Origin of the sequence: Brachybacterium sp. ACRRE, assembly GCF_022346485.1 — a bacterium.
Lineage (GTDB): Bacteria > Actinomycetota > Actinomycetes > Actinomycetales > Dermabacteraceae > Brachybacterium > Brachybacterium halotolerans.
Genome location: NZ_JAKRMO010000066.1, coordinates 1 through 24009, shown reverse-complemented (window position 1 = coordinate 24009; position 24009 = coordinate 1). Strand labels below are relative to the sequence as shown.

The following is a 24009-nucleotide window of genomic DNA, read 5'->3' as shown; positions in this document are numbered from 1 at the left end:
ACGTCCCGACTGCATGAAACTCTCGACTACCGCACCCCCGCAGCGGTCGAAGCGTCCTACACTCACCCCACGACGACCGCGCCCGCCTAACCACGGAACGAAACCCAGGGCGCTTCAGTCCCTGAGAACGTGTCTGCCACCGGCCTCGCCAGAGCCGTGGACAGTTGTGTCAGCAGTTCCTGCATAGCTGCAGCATCCATGCCTTACCCCTTCGATCAGAGGCCCTAGCGACCCCGTTCGGACGTATTGTCCCCGACCGCAGCGACTAGCAGAGAAGGGCCGTTTATGGTTTAGGCAGATCGAGCTACTGGTCCTCGTCCATTTCATACAGGGCCGCCAGTCCGGGGTGGACCTGGGCGAGAGCGTCAGTGGCCTCATTGAGTCGGCACGTAGAAGCTCTCAGCTCGGCTTCCGCTTGGCGCGGGGCGGTCGCGATGGGCGTTCGGTGGGTACGTCCTGGAAAGCCCGAGGAGAGATCTTCGCCGCTGGATCTACTGGTCGGTCTTTCAGTCCTCAGGAGGAGTCGCGTTCGTGATCTCTGCGAGGAGGGCCTGAGGGACCCGGGCGCGCTCTTTAGCAGTCGGGGGCGGTGCAGGGTACATTGCGCCGTCGCCAACGCCGGTACTCCTTGGCGCGCGTGAGGACCCCGTGGGGAGGAGGCTCCTTGGAACCTTAGGTGCGGGCGGGGCGGCTGGCTGCCGCTGCTCTCCCTTGCGGATCTTCTCTCGCTCGACCTCCGCGTCCTGGCGGATCTTCTCGCGTTTGGTCTCGGCCTCTTGGCGGATCTCCTCGCGGCCGGTCTGTCCTCGTTCCTGCAGGTATGTCCGCACCGTCGCCCCGGCCTGCATCAGGAGCGGAACGAAGGCGGATACTACGGCAGCGGCGGGCACGATGAGCTCGACGACGATCGGGCTGCCGTACTGGATGCTCCGGATCCGCAGCGCTGCTTCGGGGATGGTGCGCAGGCTGCGCCGGGGGTGCCGGAAGTCGGGAATTTCGCCGACAATGAGGCCTGGGAATTCTTCACTCAGTGCTAGGTCGTGGAGGTAGGTGATCACCTCGAGCATTGCGGCGATCTCAACGGCAGTGAGGTCGGGGGGCGACTCGGGAAAGCTGACCTCGAGGTGAGATGGTTCCCCGGCAGTCACCTCGCGAACTCTCTCCTCCAACTGGTGGTGGGATCTATACGGGGTGGGCTCCATGCGTTCTCCTTGTCAGCGGCCGTAGCCCTGGTCGTTGGCGGGGGTGGGCTGTCGCCAGTGCTGGCGTGCCGGCATGCTGTCGTGACGGCGTGCTGGTCGATGGTGCCGCAGGGAGCGTGGGTTCGGTGGGTTCCTCGGGTGCGTGGTCGTCGTCGCGGGCGGCCATCTTCTGGTCGACGGTGGCGAGCTGTTCGCAGGTGAGGGTGAGGAGGTGGGCGTGCTTGAAGGGTTGGCCGAGGTTCTTCTCGGCTGGCCGGAAGGGGCGAGGTCGTCCTGCGGGGTGGGGGTGAACTCGGGAGGGGTCAGTCCTCCGGGTCGGTCCTCGGCTCGCTGCTCGCTCCGAGCACGATCGTCCGGTTCAGGCGTCGCGCTTCGAGGCTCTGCAGCATCTCGTCCTGCTGCTCCCCCGTCGGGACGTTCTGACGGATCCAGGTCTCCTGCTCGTCGTGGCTCATCTCGTCCCAGTCCTCCGGCTCGTCCGGTTCCGGGGTCACGCTCGGGGGCTGGTACTCCGCCAGGACGATCTCCTCGGCCTGCTGCCGGGCCGCGTTCAGCCGGCCCACCTTCTGCAGGTAGGTCTCCCCCGGCGGGTCGGTCCCCTCGAGGCTCGGGGTCAGCTCCTGCACCTCGTCCTGCACCCTCTCCCCCATCTGGGCGAAGTGCGTCGTCGGATCGCTCAGGCTGCTGACGTAGGTCGGGTCCGCGGCCGTCCACTGCTGCTGCAGCAGGTTCCCGTACTTGTTCATCGGTGTCCTCCTCGAGCCGGTCGGCCTCGGGCTCGGCCCAGAGTGTGTCGAAGTCGAAGGCGAGCTGATCTTTGCTCGCTCTGCGGGTACGGCGTGCCACGTGGATCCCCCAGGCCGGTTACAGAGACTCAGGTCACTGTACCGAGAGGCGCGGAGCCAGCGCGGTGTCCTGTCACAGTGCGGCAGTCGGGGCGTGCGATCCATGACGAACCTCCTTCGAGGATGAGATGCCGGGATGCTGGGTTGCCAGCAAGTCAGTTCTTGTTGGTGAGGGAGTTCAGGTAGGTGGTGGCGGCGATGCGGGTGGCGTCCGCGCGGTGGTCGATCTGCTGGGTGTGGAGGGCTCTCATCACGAGTTTCTGGGCCTTGGGAAGTTCCTCGCGGTGCACGGCGTCAGCGTGCGGGCCAGCCGGGTCGTTGAGGCGGTCGAGGGTGTCGATCAGTTCGCTGGCCGGAGTCGGGTAGCGGTACGGCGAGAGGATGACCAGCGGAACGTCGGACTGGTCGTGTTCGTGCTGTTCCTGCCAGCGCTGCACGGCGCGCTGGTTCACTGCGCGCTCGAGCAGTGTTGCGAGGAAACCGCCGAGCACCATCCCCAACAGGAGGGTGAAGAATCCTGCCACCAGGGTCAGGTCTAGCCCCGAGCTCAGTGCGAGAGCGCCGCCGGCTCCCAGGATGATGCCGACGAACTGGAACAGGAGCTGCGAGAGGGCGAAGACGAGGTCGTTGATCGCGACGGGTCTCGCGAGGGCGGGGGCGTCTGGGGCGCGCAGTGCTGCCCAAGCGGGAGTGGACGTGCGGGCGTCGACTCCCCAAGGCTTAGTGGCGATGTAGCCGTTCTTCTTCATGAGAGAAACTTTCTTTGGAGATGGCGTGCCAGCATGCGGGATTGCTGGCTTCCTGGCGCTGGGACATCGTTGCGGCTATCGCTCTCCCGGAGGGCGGATGACTAGCTGGCGTGGGCGATCGGGGTCTTCCATATTCATGGTCACTGTTCCTCTCGTGCGTGACGGCATGCCAGCAGGTCAGCGTGCTGTCTTGTTGGCGAGCTTCTGGTTGATGGCGTCCTGGATCCATTCCTGGACACTGACGTCTCCGGTGAGGGCGGCGGCCTTCACGTCCTTGTGGAGCGACTTCGGGAGTCGGATGGTCAGCTTGCTCATCTCGTCAGCCGCCTGCGGGGACGGGTCTATGAAGGCGTCTTTGGCGCTGCCGGTCGAGCGGGTGTTGGTTCGGGGGCGGGGGGCGTAGCGGTCGGCGGGCTTGGTGGCCATGGTCAGAGCACCTCCAGAAGCTCGGTAGTGAGGTCGTCGAAGCGGAACTTGCTGGGGGTGGGGACGGTGCCGCGGAGTCGCCCGATGGGGACACTGGCGGGGATGACGGTTTCGAAGCGGGCGACGCCGCGGTCGTCGAGCTGTGAGGCGAAGTCGGCGGCGTCGTTGGTGCGTCCGTCGAAGCGGGACAGGAGTACGTAGGTGGGGACCTGTGCGGCGGTCACCTCGACGGTGCTCCAGGCGCGGTCTGTGTCCATGAAGCCGGGGGGTGTGGGGACGATGATGAGGTCAGCGACTTTCACGGCTGCGTCCACGACGCTCGGGTCGGTGGGGGGCGTGTCGATGACGGTGAAGTCGGTGGTCGGCTTGTAGCTGCGGAGGCTGGCGTGGTTGGCGGGGCGGACCTCGAACGGCAGCGGGGTGCCGTCCTCGTCGGCGATTCGCGCCCAGTCGGTGGCGGACCCCTGGGTGTCCATGTCGAGCACGGTCACGGTGTGTCCGAGGTCGGCGAGCTGGGTCGCGATGAGGATGACGGCCGTGGTCTTGCCTACGCCACCCTTCAGGTTCACTACGGCGATCGTCTTCATGCCCGCCAGCGTACTGGCGAGATGGCGTGCTGGCAGGCCAGCGAGCCGGGGTGCCGTCATGCTGGCACTCGAGGCAGTGGCAAGGCTCGCTCTTCCCATTCCCCAGACAAAGCGCCGACGTGCTGTCCTACCAGCATGTTGGCCGGATCGGTGGGAGCATCTCTCCGACGTTCAGCGGCTCGTACTGCGGCGTCAGGAGGTTGGGGTCTCTTCCGCAGCAGACGCCACCGCCTCAAGGATTGCGTTCGCGTACGTCCACGGAAGTCTTGGGGTGAAGCCGTGTTCTAGGGAGTCGAGAAGCAGGCCGTGGGCGTTCGCGGCGAATGGCGGACTCTGCCACGCGGTCGGTTCTCCCCCGGGGTGCCAGGTCTCGCGGTCGCCGCGCTGGTGGGCGGGGACGTTCTGCGTGCGGAGGGTCTCGGCGATGAGCGCAATGTCTGGCGGTCGCAGCGTCGGAGTGCGCGAGTGGTTGATTGCGAACTGAAGCCACCATCGAATGTGGGCGAGATCGTCGTGCGCGGCGTCGCAGGGTGCGCATGTCCATGCTCTAGGACCAGGGGCTATGTCGTCGCCGAGCTCGATCGGCTGCCGGCAGTTGGGGCAGCTCTTGGCGACCTTGGCCGACAGGTAGCGGCGGGGGAGAGGACTCATGCGACACCTTCTAGAGCGTGCTGGCGTGCTGGCGTGCTGGCGCTGGGTGGTGGGTCGAGGTCGTGGAGGCGCATCTCGTCGAGGAGGGCGCGGATCTCGCGGTCGGCTTCGAGGTCGTCGGCGTGGAGTGCGATGTGGTGGCGCTCGAGGTAGGCCCACCAGATGCGTCGGTGTTCGCGGTAGGTCGCGATCTTGGTGGCGCGGGCGTGGGTGACGCCGAGGCGTTCGGCGAGTCGCTCGAGGTCGCGGTCGTCGCTGGTGAGCCAGTAGCCCTCGTCGGCGTGGCCGCCGATGAGGTTCCAGCTGGCGAGGGTGGTGAGGGCGTCGGTGACGGCGGTGCGGGACAGGCCGGTGCGGGCCTGGATGGTGGTGGGGGAGGAGCCGTGGCCGTGCTCGATCGCTTCGTAGGTGAGGGCTGCAGGCGCGCCGAGGCGTTCGAAGACGGGGCGGAGGGCGTGGGCCTTCCCGCGGATCCAGCGCACGGTCTCGGCCTCGTCGGCGTAGCGGTCGGGGATGCGGAGCTCGTAGGCAGCGGCTTCGCGGCCGCGGGCTCGCATGGTGAGGGTAATCCAGGGGTCGGTCTGGGTGGAGAGCTCGCGGAGGAGCGAGGCGACGGTCTGGATGCTAAGCCCGGTGGCGATGGAGAGGCCGCGGATGCCGGTTGCGGTGAGGGTGGAAGCAATCTCGTGGGCCTGCTTGGCGATTGCGCGGAGGAGGAGGCGGCGGGTCCAGCCCCGGGCACCGGGGAACTCTCGGGGCTCCACCTCGTGGACGAGGCTGCGCCAGGTGCGGATCACCCCGTGGGTGTCGCGGACGGAGGGCTCCCCCGTGTGAGAGTTGGCGCTTGTGTCAGATGTGTGGACGGAGTTGTCTTGCGCTTCGTTCTTGGCTCTGAACAGGGGCTCCATGCGTGTCCAGTCGTCGGTGAAGGCGCGCCAGGGCCGGGGGCGGTGGGCGTGGAGCGCCCAGAGGCCGGGCCAGCGGCCGTCAGTCATGCGCGCGGCGACGTCTTCGCGGCTGAGGCCGGTGGCCATGGCGGACCAGAGCACGGCCCAGCGGGCTTCTGAGGGGCTGTCGTAGCCGTAGGCCGCCCAGTCGCCCTCGAGGGCGAGGGCGAGGTACTTCTGGCCCATGACGCGGCCAGCGCCGGCGTCGTACACGACGGGGGTGCTGTGGGGCTCGGCCGCGGCGGTCGCGGCGCGCTTGGCCTGCACGAGGCGGATCTCGTCGCGGAGCGTGAGGCGAAGCTGGCGGAGAGCGCGTGCGGGCGTGCGAAGCCCACCGACGCGCTCACGGAGGGAGCGCTCGCTGATGGTGAGCTGTCGGTGGCCACCGAGCTTGTGGACACTGCCAGGGACAGTGATGCAACCTCTAGCGATCGACTGGTGGGGGGAGGGGTCGAGCGTCGCCCAGCGCTGTGCCATGGCCTCGACGAGCTCACGCGCTTCGAGGAAGGCAAGGGGCTGCTCGAGAAGGACGTAGACGTGGGAGCCACCGTGAGCGTGGTCCGTGAGGAACCAGGCACCGGCCTGGTCGAGCAGCGCCTCGGTCTGGAAGACGTCGTACGCGACGTCGGCGATCTGCTCGGTAGTGCGGTCCTTCGCATCGAAGTCGAGAGCGAGAACGTTGCACTGTCCGGCGTCGCTGTAGATGCGGACAGCGGCCGGCTTGGACGGCAGATCAGTGGTGAGGGCTTGCTCGGTGCTCGCGGGGTAGCTGACGCGGTTCTCACGCTGGGGCTTACCCAGGCGCATGCGGGGCTGGCCAGCGATCACGGACGCGGTGAGCGACCAAGAGGTCTCGGGGGAGAGGGCCGTATAGGGGGGGGTAGACACGCCAGGCTCGCCGTACTTGCCTACGGCGGCGCGCCCCCCGTACTCTGGGGGTACCAAGTTGATGAACCTCCTTTCATCTCACCTCGGGGATCACCAGCGCCAACTGGCCCCCAAGACTTCTTTCACCACCCCCGGACCTGCGCCAACAGGTTGCGGGGGTGAAGTCTTTATGCGGTCTTTCGATCTATCTCCAGGCTCTCTTGAGCTGCGCCTAGGCGCGCCTTCTCCAAGTCCAGACTGGCGATCCACGGCACGAGCTGGGCAGCGGTAAGGTCCGTCACCGACTCTCCAACCAGCTCCGCATACTCGTACAGCTTGTCGCGGCTGGTGGTCGGGATGCGGGTCTTGATATCCGCACGGTCGCCCTTGCTCGGACGACCTCCACTTCGCTTCTGTGCCATGCGGATCACGTTACACGGAGACCAACGTTCCTGGAACAGAACCAGGCGGCGTGTCGCGCCCCGCAAAGCAGGGAACGTCCCTATACACATCCTTCCGGTCCACCCAGCAGGCAAGCCAGATCAGCTACGCCGGTCCGCTGCAGCCCTGCTGCCGAGTAGTGCTGCATGCTGGAGGTATCTGTCACGGAAGGGCGGTGTCCATGCTGGCATTCACGGGATACACGACGGACCCGGAGACGGGGGAGCGGCTGCCTCCTATCGGCACGCTCTTGGATGTCCGGGGGCTCGATGCCCTGGTCGAGGGCGGCATCCTCGAGCAGACGAACTGGAGCGGTTACCCCCTGACGTATGTGGGGCCGGCGCAGGCAATCGCGGAGTGGCTCGAGCAGCTCCCGCCGCATCTCTTCCGAGTTCGCGGCGTTGGAGCGGAGCGTACTCAGGAGCATCCACAGGGGATCCGTCTAGTAGATGGGGAGGAGGCTCAGCGCCTCGCCGTCGAGAGGCTGCGAGGCCTGGATCCCGAACGACGAATCCAGGTCGATCTCTGGGATCAGAGCTGAACTCTGCCGGTCGACCACGTCACCGACCATGGCGCTTCAGCTGCCGTACGGGGAGGGCTGCGGCGTGGTGCCGGTGACCGCCGTGATGGCCTCGAGCAACGGGGGCGCCTCGGACGCCGCGAGGAAGAGAGCGTGCCCCAGAGCCTGGTCCAGGCTCGTGAAGCCTGGGTCCTGTGTCCAGAGCTCGTCGCGTTGGAGACGTTCGATGCGGTCTCTCATCTGACGCGAGAGGCCTGCGATCTGGGCTGAGATCTCGGCTAAGTCGTAGAGCTCGTCGTGCAGCTCTTCATGCGTCATGGGCCGGCCGCGGGCTGCTTGCAGGTCCTCGGGCAGGCCCTCGACCCAGCGCTGTGGCCGGGGCACCGCGACGGTGGCCTGCGGGGTGTGAGAGGCGGCGGGGAGTCGCCCCGCCTGACGGGCACGGTAGCGGCGCATCTGTGCGCGCTTGCGGCACTGATCGGAACAGTAGGTACGGCGCCCGGCAATGAACTGCTTACCGCACACAGGACATCTCACTCGACCTTGTCGACCCATCTCCATCCCCCTCAAGAACACCTACTAACACCCTACACGGGGGTACTACGTTGTCCCCCGGGGACGCATTGGTGCCAGAGGTCCGTCGTCCTGTTACTTCTGAGCTTCTGCGTTCCGGGGGTGTGCCTGATCCTGGGGATCGCATCTCTGCCTATGGGCGTGCTGAGGATGTCTTCGGTAGGGCCTGCCTCGGGGTGTTGAGCTGATACTTCGTACTCTGCCTGGGTTCTGGTCGGTCTCCTCTGGAGCTCGTGCCGTTGGTCTGGATGGAGTGCTCGGACTGCAGCTTCGGCAGTTCGTGGGCAAGCTCGGCTGCAGGGGCTCACCGCGCCGGGGCCGGGGCCCCGCGGGGAGTCGTTTAGCAACTGGTCCAGATGGGACAGTTGCTAAGCAGGCAGGTTCAGTGCTGGCTCGGACGATCCCGAGCCCTAACGGAAGCTCTACACGAGGCCGTCCGGCGCCGCAGGGCGTACCTCCGCGACGGAGACAGGCCTGCAGCTGACCTGAGGAATGCTCGGCTCCAGCCTGGATCGACGATCAGCAAGGTGGAGACGCGGTCGCGCCTCAGAGGCAGCTGACGCGATCTGCGCTGGAACGTCTTGCCACTGGATGATTCATGCTCGGTTCAGTGACGCGGCGGTGATGAAGATTCCGTGCTCACGGAACGCGCGAGGGCTCTGCTGCTGTGCCTCGTCTCGGAAGATCGCCGGCACGTCCGGGAACCACGGTGGCGTCACCCCCGCCGGGTCCATCACCCACCCCGGGACAGTCCACCCATCACGCTCTGAGAGGTGGTCCGCGAGTGCGGCGAAAGCCGCGTCGATCTCGTGCGACCCAGTCGGTTCAGGCTCGCGCGCAAAGACCATCGCCCCAAGGTCCAGCCCCCTGCGTCGGACGGCCGAGGCGTAGTCATCGAGGGACTGGAGGATCCCGAAGCGCCAGCACGCAGCGAGGGAGCCGCCCTCCAAGAGCATCCGGGCGCACTCCCGCGCGTTGCTCCGAGCCGTGTGACGCAGAGGGCCGTCACTCGAAAGAGCCCGCCAATCCACCCCGGGAAGCAGGCTGAGCCTTTTCGATCAACTCCCGGACCGAGAGCACCCTGCCTCCGAAGCGCACCGCATCCGCTCCTTCCCGGGCGCCACTCGCCATCAGCTCGATCGTATCCACCAGCCCACACCCCTCGGACAGAGCTAGTCGGGCAGTCATGTGAGAGCTCCGCATGCATCAGACCTGGTCAGGATGCGCAGATTTACCCTCAAGGCGGGCACTCCGTACGCATCACCCCAGGTCAGGATGCGCTGATTTACCCTCAAGCCAGTCTCTCCAACTGCGTCACCGCAGGTCAGGCCGCGCTGATGTGGCCTCAGCGCTCTCTGGGTGAGGACCCTGGCCCTGACTACTGGGGGTGCTAGCGCCGTTTCCTCAACGGTCGAGCACGAGAACAAAGTTCGAACTTCCGGGGCTCTTTCTGCTAGAGTTGGTGGCATGACTACCCCTCTGCGCATGCCTGCCACGGTCGCGACGAAGAAGGGTGCTGGGTTCTTGACGGAGAAGGCTGCTGAGCGCACTGTCGTCCTGACCAACCACGGCAAGCCGACCGCGATCGTGATGAGTCCTGAGCACTTCGACGAGCTGGAGAGGTCTTTGCGGCACGCCGCAGACCGTCTCGTCCAGGGAGTTACCGACCTGGTCGCTGAGAGGTCTGAGTTCTCTCGCGTGGACGAGGTGCGCGAGCGGCTGCATGCGCGCCGGTGAACACTTCCCGGATGATCAGGCTGAGCTGGTCCTGTCTAGCCACGTGGAAGAGTGGATCGCGGAGCATGTCGAGCAGTCGCAGTGGGACGAGGTGCTCGATGACCTCACCGCTCTCTTCGCGAAGCCCTGGGGGAAGCATCCACTGTCCAACGCCCTCGCGGGACTGAACACGGCCTCGACGCTGCGCGGGGATCACCGGATCGTCTTTCGCTCCACCATCTCCCCGGAGGGCACGGGACTGATCGAAGTCGTCGCGATCGGGCCGCGCAGCAACAACCGCGTCTACGACGCCGTGAACGCCCTCGTGGCCAGCGGCACGCTCGACCAAGACGTCGTCCAGAGCATCTGGGACATGCTCGAGGTATACGAGGCGACCGCGCAGAAGCACGGCTTGGAACTGTGGGACTACCGCCCCGAGCCCCCACCCGCGGGGCTCGTGAAGTCCGTTGTCGCCGTCGGCGCACTCGACCAGGACGTTGCCGAGCTCCTCTCGGCCGATGAGCTGAACGCGGCACTGGCCCACGCCTGGGACCCCACCAGCGGCGCACTGGACCCCGGACGGGCACTCAGAGCCGCACTGGATCGAGTGGCGAGCAGCTCCGACCCAGAGCGGATCCTGGCCCAGCGCGAGCAACCGCGCTGCAACGCCTTCATGCCCCGCGCCAAAGCACCATGCATCCGCCGCCGCCACCACCCCGGCGCCCACCGCGCCACCCCCTAACTCCTCTCCCCGCACCCCGACGGCTCTCCGGCGCCTTCTGCGAGCGGCGGGGACATCAGAGGAGGGGGCAGCTCGGCCGCCCCCTCCTGTGCACTCATCGCCGATGCCGTCCGCCTCGGCCCCGACGACCCCTACCCCGCTCAGCCTCGAGCAGCCGCAGCACAGCCGCGCCGAGGTTGAGCATCGCCGTCACCAGTGCCACCACCATGACCAGCGCCTCTGCGATCGCCCGACCACCTCCTCCCGCCGCGTGGGTACGCCACCCTAGCGCCGGACACCCACGCCCGAGCGGCCGCCTAAGCCCTCTACACCCCTGCAGTTTCGACCATGACCAGGACGCTCATCCCACTCCCTCGCGGGACCACAGACCGGGACCGGGCTGGAACCGCCGGTCGATCCTCCGAAGTCGGGGACGCTCCTGTCGGGTACGGCTCCCGGCGCGCCCCTCTTCCCTCGGCCTCGAAGCCGACTACGCCGCCCTGTCTCACCCGTCGTGCTCCTCGCTCAGCGTCGACCGGGGTTCGCGCGGCGGCAGGCATGGTGATGCTCTACCGCTCGAACCCCGTCCTGGACATGCTCGTGCTGTCCCCGATCATGTTGATCGTGTTCGGCGCCTACTTCGCCGCGGCGTCAGCACTGACGAACATCGCCGGGTGGCTGGCGCTATCACTCCCGGTGGCGACGGTGGTGTTCATGATCGGGCTGCTGTTCCTCCTGCCCCGCGGTGGCGGCAGCCTGTTCCTCTGAGACCCGGAGGCGCCAGACGGGCCGTGCTGGGAGATCGCCGGCCTCGCGCAGCTCCCCGGCACCCGCCTCACCGGCATCCAGCTCGCACTCCGCGCCCTCGACACCATCCCGCCGGAGGGGTCCGTGATCGTCGCGACCGCGAACTCGGAGGACCTGTACCGGCAGTACCAGGCTTTCGGCTTCACCGGCGGGCCGAAGCACCGTGTCCACCGCATCGCCACCCGCCCTCGCGAGCCACACCCAATCGACCTAAAGCCGTAGCTCAACCCAACCAGCAACACGTGGACCGTGAGCACAGAGCTAGGGCAGCAACACTGCAGCGCAGTGCGCATATCTTCTATTATGCGCACTACAAGGTGTGCCCGGTGCCTGTCCCCCGTGCCCAGCCAGGCCGCTCCAAGCAACCGGCCGTGGACTCGCTGTCGCCGGCGGGCCTCCCACTATGAGGACACCAGCGATGCGCTGAGGGGTGGAAGCGTTCAGTGCCGCCTCTACTCCTCACGTCCACGCCTGCGCCTCGGGGTCCCACGTCCCGGCGCGGCGATGGCGCGCCAGCACATCGGTTAAGCAGCCGCTGGTGTACGCGAGCGAGGCATCAAGTGATCGCAGTTCAACTGGAAACTCGGCGAAGTCGCGCGCCGCGTTCTCGTACTCGGTGGCCCACCGGTTGCCGGGTGATGTCATCATTAGGGGGCGCTGGATGCGGCGTCGGCGACTCTCGTGCTCGAGGAGCTCGTCCAGGCGGCCTGCATCGAATCGGAGGTCTTTGATGATGCGCACGATGTCTGCGAGATCGCGGTAGCGCGTCGAGACGCCGCTCTCGTGCGGCTCGTACATCGCGCAGATCTTGTCTGCTAGATGGTTCTCCACAGGCACTGTCGGGATCAGCGGCAAGGCTGTCAGTGATGGGTGATCGATGACCCGCATCGGCGCGATGTGATCCACCGGTCCTTCGATGTGTCGACGTACGCTGACGTCGATCGAGAACGGTTCGAACGGAACCGCCCCGAGAAATGACCTGACACCAATTTTGGACGTAGCCGTCCCGTACCCGTACGCGTCGGTGCGGTCGTGCTCGAGCATCCCCGTCACCTCAAAACGGAACCCGTCCGCGGGGCCGCCAGTGATGAGGTCACGGAGCTCGGTAAGTAACTCCTCCGGGCTCTCCCATCCGCTCTCACGAGCGAGGTCGATGTCCCGGGTGAACCGCCCACCGCCCGTGCGGATCAACAGAGCGTTGCCGCCCAGCAGCATCCATCCCGTGTTTTCGCGGGCGAACACACGGCGGAAGAACACCGCGAAGATGTACTGCTTGCGCACCACCTCGACCGTCACGCCGCGTCGCCGAGCCTCGTTCGTCAGCAGACTGTTCAGCGACGCACGTAGCGCCGCCGGAGAGCTGGGGGCTGGTCTAGTCCTCGCCATCGGTGCGCTGTTCCTTTTCTCCATCGTCATGGTTGCTGTCTTCAGGCACGTCGTCCTCGCGCTCGTGGCGTTCGCTCATGTCATCCGAGGCCCTGCTCGCTGCGATGCCTGTCTCGACGGCTTTGGTCCATGGACTGGAGGCGGCGAGGTGCTGCAGCGCCATCGCGGTGAGTTGCGAGTTCGGTGGCGCGAACAGTGCGGAGTTTTGACGCATCAGCTCAGCGATGGGACCAGTGAGGTGGTCCAGCGAGATGGCCTTCTGCAGGTTTTGCATCGTGGGCGCGGCCCCCGCCCCGCCCTGCAGGAGGTGACGCGTGAACGTCCCCTGGATGCTCTCGACGAGCTGGCGACTGAGCGGTTCTACCAGCGATCGAAGAAACGCCTCGCTGGAAACAAGATTCGCGGCGACAGGCGGTAGCCCTGCACTCTCCAGGCACGCGCTGACGAGCTCGTGGCCGTCCGCGAAGCCGTAGTGGCCGGCGCCGGCGTCCAGGCGCGCAGCAAGCTCCTCGTGACGCACGTCCGGGAGCGATAACGCATCACGCACCACCGACGCGAGATGATCGAAGTCAGTCGCCGAGGCCACCAAGTCGGCGACCGTCCGCTCTACCGACGTCACTGGCAGCGCGTCCACCACCGCACGGTCTTCGTCCGGCAGGTCGAGGCGGTGGAACCGCACGTCAGGCTGTGCCGTCTGTCGTCGCCGCGGCGATGTGAACTCATGCGCGACCGCGATCAAGTCACCGAGCCCGTGCACCTGGGCCGCTGAGACATGCGATACGACGAGTTCATCGCCTTCCATCACCCTGGTCTCCCCCGCCGTGCGGGGATCGGTCGCCAGCCACGCCGCCTGCAGGTCCTGCAAGGGCCCGTAACCAGCCGACGCCAGCGCGTACACCCCGTGCCGCACTCGTTGCACAGACCCAGCGCCCATAAGCCGACCTAGATCTGCACGGCTCACCCCAAGAGCAGCAGCCTGAGCAGTGGTCACCAAACCCCACTGCCCCGACCCCAACTGCTCCAACACAGTCAGCGCATCACTCGCACGCATCGACCACCCCCACTGCATCCAATACTGCAACTGTAGCCCCTAGGAGCGACTTTTGCAGTATCAAGTAAAGAGCAAACGATACAATCGAAGCGCTGGACACCCCGGCACGGACCGCTCTCGAGAGAAGGGGTGGATGGCGCTACATGGCGCCATCCACCCGCGTCAGGTCAGACCTTCTGTCTGACCGTCCCCCCGGGGTTCTGGTCGCCCCATCGCGTGGTGACGAACCGGCCCGAGCTAGCGGACCGCGTCACCTGGCGGCTGTTGGAGGTCCCGGGCCCCACTCGCTCGGTGGTCGTCGTGCGCGGCGACCGCTTCGCGTGGGACTTAGTGACGAAGCGCCCCGTACGAGCGCTCCTGGTGACGGATCGACTCTTGGCCATTTCCGTCTCCTTTCTCCGGCAGCAGGCACGGTGCCTGATACTCTCGGGATCCACTTCCTACAGTGACGTCCGAGGTTCGCCGATCAGTGGCTGGCGTTGGTATCCCCAGCCGCCCACATTCTACCGAGCGAGCCCGACACTCACCCCTACATGTTGGGCGAGAAGGCTTCCCCGACCCAACATGTAGGGATTTCGCGTTGCGTACACGCACAGCACTTTCTCCTATGACGTGCCAGGACGCTTCCCCCCTAATTGCGCGGGCACACAGGCGCGCGATTCCGTATCCCAAGGAATCTCCCGGCGTGTCGCGCTCTAAGCGGTCGCGCGAGAACGTGACCGCCGGGTAGTACGGCCTGAGATCATGTACCCATGAGCCAGAAGCCTCTCGTGCTGCCCGATATCCGCTCCCGAGCAGGGGCGTTCGTCGCGCAGTGGCGCGACGCGGAGGGTTACGAGCGCGGGGAAGCCCAGTCCTTCGTCCGGGATCTGCTGCGGGTCTTCGGCATCACCCGTTCCGGCGCGGCGCTCTATGAGAAGCGCGCCCAGCGCGCCTCCACCGGCGGTCAGGGCTACATCGACGCGCTGATCTCTGGCACCGCGCTGATCGAGATGAAGTCCACGGGCGCCGACCTCGCTAAAGCGGAGGCTCAGGCGCTGGACTACATGGAGTCCCTGACCGAGCATGAGCGGCCTGACTTCGTGATCACCAGCGACTTCAAGCGCTTCCGGCTGCTCGATCTCGCCGCCGACTCTCCCGAGACCGAGCTGCTGGAGTTCCCGCTCGAGGGGCTGCCCGCGCACGTCGAGGATCTGATGTTCCTTGCCGGTTACCGGCGGGCGAAGTTCGGCTCCCTCGAGCAGGAGGCCGCGTCGATCAAGGCCGCGCAGCTGATGGCCAGGCTGTATGAGCACCTCGAGTCCACCGGGTACGACGAGCACCAGGCCTCGATCTTCCTGATCCGTACCCTGTTCTGCCTGTACGCCGACGACTCCGGTCTCTGGGAGCGCGACCTGTTCTCCCGGTACATCGAAGAGCGCACCAGCGAAGACGGCTCCGACCTCGGCGCGCAGCTGACCACGCTCTACCAGGCCCTGAACAAGCCCGAGGACAAGCGGTACGGGCGCGTCGATGAGCTGATCCAGGCGTTCCCCTACGTCAACGGCTCCGTGTTCGGTGAGGCCGTGGAGATCCCCTACTTCGACCGGGCCTCCCGCGAGCTGCTGCTGCAGGCCGCGTACTTCAACTGGTCCTCCATCTCCCCCGCGATCTTCGGTTCCCTGTTCCAGGCTGTGAAGTCCAAGAAGGCCCGGCGCGAGCTCGGCGAGCACTACACGACCGAGACCAACATCCTCAAGCTCATCCGCCCCCTGTTCCTCGACGAGCTCGAGGACCAGTTCACCAAGGCCCACGCCAAGAAGCGCGAGCTGGAGAAGCTGCTCGAGCACCTGGGGTCGCTGTCGTTCCTGGACCCAGCCTGCGGATGCGGGAACTTCCTGATCATCGCCTACCGGGAGCTGCGCGCCCTCGAGCTCCGCATCCACGAGCGCCTTCAACACCTCGACCCGTCCCGGGCTCAGCTGTCTCTGGATGCCGGCGATCGGGTGCACGTGAAGCTGTCGCAGTTCTACGGGATCGAGCTCGAGGAGTGGCCAGCCACTATCGCCCGCACCGCGATGTTCCTCGTCGAGCACCAGGCCAACCAGGCCGTGAACCTCACCCTCGGCTACGCCGTACCAATGCTCCCCCTCCAGGACTCCGCACGCATCACCGTCGGCAATGCCCTGCAGACCGACTGGCGCGATGTCGTCCCGGCCACCTCGTCGCTGTACGTGATGGGCAACCCTCCCTTCCTCGGTGACAACACCCGCGGCGCCGACCAGCTCGCCGACCTCCGCAACGCCTGGGGCGGAGACCGCGTCCTCTCCCGTATGGACTACGTGACCGGCTGGCACGCCAAGACCCTGGACCTGTTCACCGACTACCGCTACCGAGGCGAGTGGGCGTTCGTGAGTACCAACTCCGTCACGCAGGGAGACCAGGTCCCCCGCCTCTACGGCTGGATCTTCGAGGGCGGCTGGCGCATCAAATTCGCTCATCAGACCTTCGCTTGGTCCAGTGAGGCCCCCGGCGCGGCAGCCGTGCACTGCGTCATCGTCGGCCACACCCAGAACACCAAGACCACCCCTCGCTTGTTCGAGTACGACCGGCCCAAGGCCGCACCCCGCGAAGTGCCCGTCAAGATCGGCATCAACGCCTACCTCCAGGACGCGAAAAACATCCTGGTCGAGAAGCGCTCCGACATGCTCAGCCCGAGCCTCTCAAAGACATGGCGGGGCTCGATGCCGACCGACGATGGCAACTTCATCATCGAACCCGAGCAGTACGCCGAGGTGATGGCAGACCCGATCGCGGCGAAGTACGTCCACAAGTACGTGGGCGCCCGCGAGCTCCTCCACAACGAGGACCGCTGGTGCCTCTGGCTTGATGGCATGGATCCTGCAGACCTCACCCGCTCCCGCATCCTCCGCGACCGCGTCGAAGCAGTCCGCGCGTTCCGCGCAGCATCGAAGGCTGCCTCCACGCGGGACTACCCACATCACCATCTGTTTCGGCAGCTCGCCAAGCAGGACACCTCGTTCGTGTGCGTCCCCCGCCATGTCTCCGAAGCGCGCCGCTACTTCACCGTCGCCCTGTTCGACGCAGACGTCATCGCCGGCGACGCCAACTTCACGATCGAGGACCCAGACGGGTTCCAGTTCGCGATCATGTCCTCCAGTATGTTCATCACCTGGCAGAAGGCCATCGGTGGCCGCATCAAGTCCGACCTCCGCTTCGCGTCCACTCTGACCTGGTACACCGTCCCGCTCCCCGAGCTCGCAGAGTCCGACCGGACAGCGATCGCCGCCGCGGGTCATGATGTTCTCGAAGCTCGAGACCTCCACCCGGAGCGCTCCCTGGCCCAGCACTACAGCCCGCTCGCGATGGACCCTTCCCTGGTTGCGGCGCACGACAGGCTCGATCGGCTCGTCGACCGGGCCTTCGGCGCCAAGAGCCGAGTGACCACGAACGAGGAACGGGCGCGGATCCTCTTCGAGAGATACGCCGACATGACGGCCGAGTAAGCACCGATAGGCCCCAGGTCGCTTGGACTGTCGGACCTCTCCGCGAGGGTGGATCCATACCGTCACCGTTTGAAGGAGGCAGCATGAACGACAGCCACACTCACGCCCAGCTTCACCAGTCCGGCAGGGGTGAGTTGCTACTCAAGCTCGCTGAGGTCACCGCCGGGGTCCCCGGCGGCTACGCAGCGCATCAGAGGCTCGCGGAATCTTCCGACATGACGGAGCGAGACGTGCTCTATCAGCTCGGCAAGTTGAGTGACGCAGACCTGGCGGACTCGAGCGGCCGCGTGTCGGGCGGCTGGCGGCTGACCCCCGAGGGGACTCGAATCGCCGCAGGACTGCGGGCATCCCTCGAGGAGGGACAGCTCCGGCTTGAGCACACCATGCGTACCATCCTCGAAAACCTCAAGGCGGCCGGCGGCGAAGCAACTCGCGACGACTGGATGAGCTGGGACCTCCACGAGGACGGACACACACCCGTCGCACTCGATGAGCGAGAGCAGGCGCTCGATCTTCTCGAAGACACGAAGCACACCAAATCGCTCAACACGCTGCAGGCTTCACACCTGCGGGTAGAGATCACCTCTCGTGGCAGAACCGCCCTCATGCGCCCGGACGTCCTGCTTACAAGCGGCCTATTCGATCACGGGCAGACGACCAACTTCGATCAGCGCATCGGCATTCAGGCCCAGACCTTCCACAATGACGGCGGGGCCGTTCAAACCGGCGACCACACCGTCCAGAACATCACGATCACCAATGCCCAGGTCGAGCGCATCAACGAGGGCATCGCAGCCACCCGCGAAGTCCTCGCCCAGGAGGACCTCGATGAGCGCGTGCGCACCGAGGTCTCGGCAGCGGTCGATGAGCTTGAAGCTGCGGCTGCTGACCAGGCCGAGACGGGAGTTCTGCACCAGCTCATCACGAAAGCAACCATGGCCGCCGCTGGCGCCGCGGGTAGCGCAGCCGGAGGAGCAGTCATCCAGAGCCTTGCTGCCATCGGCGCAGCCATAGTCTGACGACGCTCAGTCGATGCTGGTCCTACAGCGGCAACTCAGGCTGCTCGAGGTATCGATACAGCGTTGACCGACTAATGCCGTGCTCACGCGCGATTGAACTTCGAGCGTGCCCGAGAGGGCGCTGCTCGGCGGGAGCGCCGGTGATCTGCTGAACGACGCCGTTCAGGTCGATGACCGAGCGTGCCAGACGATCCATGGATGCAACGACCACATGGACTCCGCGGCGACCCTCTATCGGGCTCGTGCCATGGGCTCGAGAGAATGAGCGGCGCTCACCCTGGTGGACGTTTTGATCGTTTGGGTAGACTGTGTCCATGACTGGCGCACTTGCACACGACCAAGCCGCCGCCCTCCGGGACGCACTCAACGGCGACCTCCGGGCCGGCGACGGCGCTCCCATCGGGATCCCGCCCGCGGCGCGTGCAGTACTCATGCGCGCCCTCGACGTAATGGAGTCCAGCCCCGACGCGGTGATCTTCCCAGCCGACGATCTTCTAAGCACCGGTCAGGTCGCCGAGATCCTCGGAGTTAGCCGCACAACGGTGACACGCCTTGTCGACAAAGGTGAACTAAGGGCGTCCGGTTCGGCCGTGCACCGCCGAATCCCGGCAGTCGAGGTGCGGCGCTACCAGGAACAGCGGCGCCGCGCGCGCAACAGAGCGGTCCACGCGCTCGCCCAGGACATCGACGATCAGATGCCGGCGGACTACCTCCCAGGCCGAACTCGATGAGTCGACCGGCAGTCCTGCTCGACGCCTGCGCCTTGATCCCCATCCGATTGGCCACCACGCTCCTTTGGCTGGCCGAGGCCGAGCTCTTTACGCCACTGTGGTCTGAGCAGATCCTCGACGAGGTGCAGCGGAACCTGCCGGGCGCCGGAGGAATCAGCCCAGCCGCGGCCGAGAGGCGCGTTTCGGCGATGCGGGACGGGTTCGGGGCAGAGAGTATGGTCGAGGGGCACGAACACCTCATCGATTCGATGCGGTGCCATCCGAAAGACCGTCATGTCCTGGCGGCAGCCGTCGCCGCAAAGGCCGATACCCTCGTAACTTTTAACCTGCGCGACTTCCCGCCAGAGTCGGCGTTCGAGCACGGAATCCAGGTCATACATCCGGAGCAGTTGCTTCTGCGACTACTCACCGAACATCCCCGCGAGGTCACGGCAGTACTCGAGAGCGAAGTTGCCGCATTTCGCAGACCGCCAGAAAGCCTGAATGATTTCCTCGCAAGCCTCACCCGGGTCGCTCCAACGTTCGCCAACGTCGCAGCCCTCACGGCCACAATCGCCGAAGACCTCAGTCCGGTTCCTGCCCTAGTCGAGGCTGTACCCGAGGAAGCGCTGACTGCCTTCGGAGATCCTGACGACGCCACGCGACCCGAGAGGATCCTGCTGGCATGGTGGGGCAGCCTCATTGAGGGTGACCTCGAGGCGACAAGGATGTTCTCAGCGAATCCCGCTGCATTCGGGGACTACAAGTGGGCGCAGGACCGCCTGTCCGGGATGGCGGCAGCCTCCAGGGTTCTGCGGGCTGTGGATGCTCCCGATGACCTCGCCTTCATGCGCTTCGTGCCAGAAGCACCAACACCGGTACAGGTTTTCGCCCCCTCCATGGTTCCGTCCGTCGTCGCGACCCTCGTACGCATGGAAGACGGCACGTGGCGGGTATGGGGACTCGGCAGCGCGATGGTGTCGGCTGCCGATGTATTCGCCCAGCGCTAACGGAGGTGTCGGGGTGTCCCAACGACGGAGATCGGTCGTTGCCGGTCACAAGTAGATGCCTCCGGCGTGGTCGTGAGGCTGTTTTCGATGCGGCATTCGCCCAAGCAGACGACTCGCCGGTCCGGAGAGTGATCGGGGCGGTCGCGTAGTGATGCTCGGCGAAGTCAGAAGATTGCGACAGCATCGATGACGACGGCGGGACCCTTGATGTAGTAGCTCTCATCCCCGGCCTGCCAGCCCGGATCGAACTGCGGGATGAGGGACTGCACCAGGTCGTCCATCCGGGTACGGAGCATCGCCCGCATCGTCCGCTCCCAACCGTGGAGGGTCCACGGCTCAGTGGAGATGAACCCATCAGAGGGGTCTTCACCGACGAACTCCCGAACGACACCCACCACGGTGACCTCGCCCTCAATGGAGTCCGTGGCGGCAGCGCCATCACCGACGAAGTGGCCGGGCTCGCAGTTGATGAACACGCTCCATGGAGCATCTTCTTCGTCGAGTTCGAGCTTGAACAGGGTCGGGATCTCGGGGATCTCGTTGCGCAGGTACACAGCTTTAAAGATCTCCTGTGCTTGCGCCGGGATGTTCTCGGGGTCGGTGGGGGCCGTCGGCTCGTCGGCGGCTAGGTTCTCGCCGTCGGCTTCATCGGGCGAGGGCCGCCCAGTGGCCTCCGACGACGGCCTGGAGAAAATCTCATTGAGGTCAATGTCCTTGTGTCCCACGAGCTGGAACATCACGTTCATGATCTTCCCGATGGAGCTGACGGGGCTTAGCTTCATGGTTCCCGTCAGCTCGACGAGTTGGTCACGACTGGTCACCCACCGCTGATCTTCTCCGCCGGGAAGCGGGAGCCTCGTCAGCGCGGCTTGTCCTTCGTCCTCCATGGCGTCGAGAACTCTGCTGAAGGACGATTTCTCTCCCACTTCGAGCACGTAGGCGCTCTGCAGCTCGACGCTGTCGCCGAGCTGCCCCTCGAGCCCGATGGGGAGTCCGATCGACTGGAGGCCGAGCTTGGCTCCCCCGCTTCGGTTAGTACTGGTTCGGGCCAAGATCTCGACTCGGCGAGGGATGTCGATGTCGTGGTAGTCGGCGTGATCGTAGAAGTCGGTGCGGTTCAGGTAACGAGGGCTGCGTAGAGGCATATCTCATCGTCGCACTGGGCGACGACAGTCGAACGCTCCGGCTCACCCAGCTTGAGGTCGATGCGCGCCAGCGCGCACGTCCGTTTGTCTCTGCGCCGTCATTCATCGAGTGGGGAAACGGAACGCTCAAGGTAGCGGTACAGCGTGGATCGGCTGATGTTGTGTTCACGGGCGATTTGGGCTTTGGGGGTGCCGGCTAGGGCGGCGTTGCGGACGGAGCGGATCTGGTCGCTCTCGAGTCTGCGGGGTCGGCCCTTGTAGGCGCCGCGCTTCTTCGCGGCGGCGATGCCTTCGGCCTGGCGCTGGCGGATGAGTTCGCGCTCGAACTGCGCGAAGGCGCCCATCATGTTCAGCTGGAACGCGGCCATCGGGTCTGAGTGTCCGGGCTCGAAGGCGAGCCGCTCCTTGAGGAACTCGACGCTCGCGCCCTTCCGGGGGCGCTGCTCGGTGTGCTCGGTCGGGTCACCGGTGATCTGCTGGACGATGTCGTTGAGGTCGATGACCGACCGGGCCAGGCGGTCCATGGAGGCGACGACGACGTGGTCGCCGCGGCGGACGTGCCGGATGAGTGCCTGCAACTGCGGACGGTCGGTCGCGCTCTTGCCGGACTGCTTCTCGGTGAAGGTCTGGTCGCACTCCCCCACCGCCTCGAGCTGCCGCGCGAGGTTCTGGCCGGCCGATGAGACCCGGAGGTACGCGACGCGCTGCCCCGGGGCCCGGTGTGTTCCATTCATGTCTAAGACCCTAGCCGGGACATGCGTCAAAACACGGGAATGGACCTTGTGGAACAGCGGCGATGTCGCGATTGCGGGTGTCGCGTTTGGGTATACCTAGTGCGACAGATGTGTCGCAAAAGTGCACTTTTGGGCCCTATCGGGAACCGTAAACGACCGCTCAGTAACTGTTCCGCTGGAGTGCCCTAGTTTGATACGCGCCATGCTGTGCGGCGCGCTCTGCTCCGAGAGGGGCCCTCCACGGGCGCGTCAGTGCTCGTGGAGGGCCCCGGTTTGAGGTCGAGCGCTTGGTGGGATCAGCGACCGAGGAGCCGCGCGAAGAATCCTCCGCGGGATTCCTCCTTCGCGTGGCCCGGGCAGCGGTCCTGGCGGGGGACGTTCTTCATGACCTGGTCGACGTGCTGGCCGCAGCCGGCCCAGGTGGTCTTGCCGCAGGTGCGGCAGGTGGTGGCTCTGCACATGGGGTTCTCCTAGCGGTGATGGCGGGGTGGTTCAAGCGGCCTGCGTGGGTGCCTTCTCGAAGAGGGCTGCGAGGGAGGGGTCCGGTGCGACGCGGTTCCAGGGCATCTTCGAGAGGACCGAGGCCATGGCGCAGGAGTCGCTGAGGGCGGAGTAGGTCAGGCCCGCGCCGATGGCGCCGGCGAGCAGTCCCAGGCGGGGGTGGATCAGCTGGCCGGCCAGGGTGCCGAGCAGGACGAGGGAGCCGGCCGTCATGCGGACCTGGCGGTCCATCGCCCAGCGGGTTCCGCGGCGCACCACGGTTCCGCCGGCTGCCTGGTAGGCGGCGATGCCGCCCTCGAGCACGTCGACCGCGTCGAAGCCGGCCTCATGCAGAGCCGAGCAGGCCTTGCCCGCCCGGGCACCGGACTGGCACACCAGCACGACGTGGTCGTGCATGCGTTCGGCGAGGTCGGCGGTGTGCTCGGTGAGCAGGTCCAGCGGCACGTTGTAGGAGCCGTGGATATGGGTGGTCTCGAACTCGCCTGGAGTGCGGACATCGACCACCATGAGTTCCGGGTCCTCGGAGAGGCGTCGGGTGAGCTCGGCCGGTGAGACGGTGCGTGGGGCGATCTGCAGGGGATTCGTCATCGGGCATCCTCCCCGGTGGTCGCGAGGTCGTGCTGCTGGGCGGTCCAGTGGGACCATCCGGCGTAGCTGCCGTCGAGTTCGACCACGTCGTGGCCCGCGCGGCGCAGCGCGGAGGCGGCCACGGAGTTGCGCAGACCGGACTGGCAGAAGGTGATCAGGCGGCCCGCACCGGGATCGGGCAGGTCGTCCTGGTGGAAGAGCACCTTCCCGGCCGAGAGCTGCTCGGCGCCGGTGATGGTGCCGTCCGCGTGCTCGCTGCGGTTCCGCACATCCAGCAGCAGGGCGGTGGAGTCCTCGGCGCGCAGCGCCTCCAGGTGGGCCGGGGAGACGACCGCGGGGACCGTGGTCGGCAGGCCGTCGAGGGAGGTGACGTAGCCGGTCAGGGAGTCCACTCCCACGCGCACGAAGTGATCGCCGTACTCGGTGGCGGTCTCGGCGTCCTCGGCGAGGACGACGAGCTCGGCGTCATCGGTCTCGGGGTCGAAGGCCCAGGCGATGTGGGTGGCGGCCTTGCCGAGCGAGGGGATGCTCAGCGCGCCAGGCACGGTCCCGGCGTGGACCTGGTCCACGGGACGGGTGTCGATGAGGGCGTAGGTACCGTCCTCGAGCCCGCGGGTGAGCTCTTCGACGCCGACCACTCCCGGCGTGGGCCGGTCGCCGAGGATCGCGGGACCCCGCTTGTTCTGGCGCTTCATGCGGGCGAAGTAGGCGTGCGCGTCGGGCTGGCCGTCGAGCAGCTCGTCGATGAAGCCCTGCTCGTCGTCGCGCTCGAGGTAGGTGGCCCACCAGGCGAACTTCCGCTCATAGCCGACGGTCGTCGAGGGCAGAGCGCCGAGCGCCTTGCCGCAGGCCGAGCCGGCGCCGTGGCCGGGGAAGACCTGCACATGGTCGGGCAGGGTGAGGAAGGCGTTCTTCAGCGAGGCGAACAGCTGCTTGGCGCCCTCGAAGCGGGTGTCCTCCATGCCGGCGGCCTCGTCCAGCAGGTCCGGGCGGCCCAGGTCGCCGGAGAACACGAAGTCACCGGTGAGGTAGTAGCCGGGCTGGTCGGTGAAGGCTCCGTCGGTGACGAGGTAGGACAGGTGCTCGGGGGTGTGGCCTGGGGTGTGGCGGGCGGCGACGGTGATGTTGCCCAGCTGGATCGTGTCGTGATCGTGCAGCAGCTCGGCCTCGAAGCCGTAGGTCCAGCCCTCCCCACCCTCGCCGGAGACGTACGCGGTGGCGCCGGTGGCGGCGGCCAGCTCACGGGTGCCGGAGAGGAAGTCGGCATGGATGTGGGTCTCGGTCACCGCGGTGATGGTCATCCCGTG

The 24009-nt window shown here is 66.4% G+C and carries 24 protein-coding genes; 8 read left to right on the top strand and 16 right to left on the bottom strand.

What is annotated here, in order from left to right; translation table 11 throughout:
• Positions 1 to 506: 506 nt before the first annotated feature.
• From MHY49_RS16010 to MHY49_RS15980, 7 genes are all read right to left on the bottom strand, one after another.
• On the bottom strand, positions 507 to 1202 hold the full coding sequence (locus MHY49_RS16010; protein ID WP_239205766.1) for a hypothetical protein: 696 nt from the start codon (positions 1200 to 1202) through the stop codon (positions 507 to 509).
• A 302-nt stretch (positions 1203 to 1504) separates the two neighbouring features.
• Positions 1505 to 1948: a TnpV protein gene (locus MHY49_RS16005; RefSeq protein WP_239205764.1), complete on the bottom strand. Its 444-nt coding sequence runs from the start codon at positions 1946 to 1948 to the stop codon at positions 1505 to 1507.
• A gap of 254 nt (positions 1949 to 2202) precedes the next feature.
• Complete coding sequence (locus tag MHY49_RS16000; RefSeq protein ID WP_239205762.1) at positions 2203 to 2796, bottom strand: hypothetical protein; 594 nt, start codon at positions 2794 to 2796, stop codon at positions 2203 to 2205.
• Between the two features lie 177 nt (positions 2797 to 2973).
• Positions 2974 to 3222: a toxin-antitoxin system HicB family antitoxin gene (locus MHY49_RS15995; RefSeq protein ID WP_239205760.1), complete on the bottom strand. Its 249-nt coding sequence runs from the start codon at positions 3220 to 3222 to the stop codon at positions 2974 to 2976.
• A 2-nt stretch (positions 3223 to 3224) separates the two neighbouring features.
• Complete coding sequence (locus MHY49_RS15990; RefSeq protein ID WP_239205758.1) at positions 3225 to 3869, bottom strand: ParA family protein; 645 nt, start codon at positions 3867 to 3869, stop codon at positions 3225 to 3227.
• 587 nt (positions 3870 to 4456) lie between these two features.
• The gene (locus tag MHY49_RS15985; RefSeq protein WP_239205756.1) at positions 4457 to 6295 is read right to left on the bottom strand and encodes a hypothetical protein; all 1839 of its coding nucleotides are present in this window, start codon (positions 6293 to 6295) and stop codon (positions 4457 to 4459) included.
• Positions 6296 to 6462: 167 nt separating this feature from the next.
• Positions 6463 to 6696 (bottom strand): hypothetical protein, encoded by a 234-nt coding sequence (locus MHY49_RS15980; protein WP_114306458.1) that lies wholly within the window; start codon positions 6694 to 6696, stop codon positions 6463 to 6465.
• Positions 6697 to 6896: 200 nt separating this feature from the next.
• Between MHY49_RS15980 and MHY49_RS15975 the strand changes: the two genes are divergently transcribed.
• Positions 6897 to 7256 carry a hypothetical protein gene (locus MHY49_RS15975; protein ID WP_239205754.1) on the top strand — a complete coding sequence of 120 codons (360 nt, stop codon included), beginning with the start codon at positions 6897 to 6899 and terminating at the stop codon, positions 7254 to 7256.
• Positions 7257 to 7292: 36 nt separating this feature from the next.
• On the opposite strand, the gene MHY49_RS15970 is transcribed toward MHY49_RS15975, so the two are convergent.
• Positions 7293 to 7553, bottom strand: coding sequence for a hypothetical protein (locus MHY49_RS15970; protein ID WP_239205753.1), 261 nt, complete (start codon positions 7551 to 7553; stop codon positions 7293 to 7295).
• Positions 7554 to 9275: 1722 nt separating this feature from the next.
• Between MHY49_RS15970 and MHY49_RS15965 the strand changes: the two genes are divergently transcribed.
• From MHY49_RS15965 to MHY49_RS15955, 3 genes are all read left to right on the top strand, one after another.
• Positions 9276 to 9545, top strand: coding sequence for a type II toxin-antitoxin system prevent-host-death family antitoxin (locus MHY49_RS15965; RefSeq protein WP_239205752.1), 270 nt, complete (start codon positions 9276 to 9278; stop codon positions 9543 to 9545).
• Between the two features lie 43 nt (positions 9546 to 9588).
• Positions 9589 to 10266: a hypothetical protein gene (locus MHY49_RS15960; protein ID WP_239205750.1), complete on the top strand. Its 678-nt coding sequence runs from the start codon at positions 9589 to 9591 to the stop codon at positions 10264 to 10266.
• Between the two features lie 537 nt (positions 10267 to 10803).
• A complete protein-coding gene (locus tag MHY49_RS15955; protein WP_239205748.1) occupies positions 10804 to 11013 on the top strand; it encodes a hypothetical protein in 210 nt (69 codons plus the stop codon).
• 498 nt (positions 11014 to 11511) lie between these two features.
• Here the strand turns inward: MHY49_RS15955 and MHY49_RS15950 are convergent, their stop codons facing one another.
• Both MHY49_RS15950 and MHY49_RS15945 read right to left on the bottom strand, forming a co-directional pair.
• Complete coding sequence (locus MHY49_RS15950) at positions 11512 to 12468, bottom strand: nucleotidyl transferase AbiEii/AbiGii toxin family protein (RefSeq protein ID WP_239205746.1); 957 nt, start codon at positions 12466 to 12468, stop codon at positions 11512 to 11514.
• Positions 12425 to 13489 (bottom strand): type IV toxin-antitoxin system AbiEi family antitoxin domain-containing protein, encoded by a 1065-nt coding sequence (locus tag MHY49_RS15945; RefSeq protein WP_255720010.1) that lies wholly within the window; start codon positions 13487 to 13489, stop codon positions 12425 to 12427. Before MHY49_RS15945 ends, MHY49_RS15950 begins: the two co-directional genes overlap by 44 nt.
• Before the next feature lie 752 nt (positions 13490 to 14241).
• On the opposite strand from MHY49_RS15945, the gene MHY49_RS15940 reads away from it, so the two are divergent.
• Together MHY49_RS15940 and MHY49_RS15935 are read left to right on the top strand one after the other, a co-directional pair.
• A complete protein-coding gene (locus MHY49_RS15940; protein WP_239205743.1) occupies positions 14242 to 16995 on the top strand; it encodes a DNA methyltransferase in 2754 nt (917 codons plus the stop codon).
• Between the two features lie 83 nt (positions 16996 to 17078).
• On the top strand, positions 17079 to 18014 hold the full coding sequence (locus MHY49_RS15935; protein ID WP_239205742.1) for a hypothetical protein: 936 nt from the start codon (positions 17079 to 17081) through the stop codon (positions 18012 to 18014).
• Positions 18015 to 18036: 22 nt separating this feature from the next.
• Here MHY49_RS15935 and MHY49_RS15930 read toward each other — a convergent pair whose 3' ends face one another.
• Positions 18037 to 18210 (bottom strand): helix-turn-helix domain-containing protein, encoded by a 174-nt coding sequence (locus MHY49_RS15930; protein ID WP_239205741.1) that lies wholly within the window; start codon positions 18208 to 18210, stop codon positions 18037 to 18039.
• A gap of 118 nt (positions 18211 to 18328) precedes the next feature.
• Between MHY49_RS15930 and MHY49_RS15925 the strand changes: the two genes are divergently transcribed.
• On the top strand, positions 18329 to 18745 hold the full coding sequence (locus MHY49_RS15925; RefSeq protein ID WP_239205740.1) for a helix-turn-helix domain-containing protein: 417 nt from the start codon (positions 18329 to 18331) through the stop codon (positions 18743 to 18745).
• Positions 18742 to 19734: a PIN domain-containing protein gene (locus MHY49_RS15920; protein WP_239205739.1), complete on the top strand. Its 993-nt coding sequence runs from the start codon at positions 18742 to 18744 to the stop codon at positions 19732 to 19734. Before MHY49_RS15925 ends, MHY49_RS15920 begins: the two co-directional genes overlap by 4 nt.
• A 164-nt stretch (positions 19735 to 19898) precedes the next feature.
• Here the strand turns inward: MHY49_RS15920 and MHY49_RS15915 are convergent, their stop codons facing one another.
• The 5 genes from MHY49_RS15915 to MHY49_RS15895 form a co-directional block, all read right to left on the bottom strand.
• Complete coding sequence (locus tag MHY49_RS15915; RefSeq protein WP_239205738.1) at positions 19899 to 20879, bottom strand: hypothetical protein; 981 nt, start codon at positions 20877 to 20879, stop codon at positions 19899 to 19901.
• A 98-nt stretch (positions 20880 to 20977) separates the two neighbouring features.
• Positions 20978 to 21613, bottom strand: coding sequence for a recombinase family protein (locus MHY49_RS15910; protein WP_239205737.1), 636 nt, complete (start codon positions 21611 to 21613; stop codon positions 20978 to 20980).
• Positions 21614 to 21909: 296 nt separating this feature from the next.
• Positions 21910 to 22074, bottom strand: coding sequence for a hypothetical protein (locus MHY49_RS15905; RefSeq protein WP_094433096.1), 165 nt, complete (start codon positions 22072 to 22074; stop codon positions 21910 to 21912).
• 31 nt (positions 22075 to 22105) lie between these two features.
• Entirely contained in the window at positions 22106 to 22702 is a 597-nt protein-coding gene (locus MHY49_RS15900; protein WP_094433093.1) for a rhodanese-like domain-containing protein, read from the bottom strand.
• A partial coding sequence (locus MHY49_RS15895; protein ID WP_239205736.1) for an MBL fold metallo-hydrolase occupies positions 22699 to 24009 on the bottom strand: 1311 nt, incomplete at its 5' end. The genes MHY49_RS15895 and MHY49_RS15900, both read right to left, overlap by 4 nt.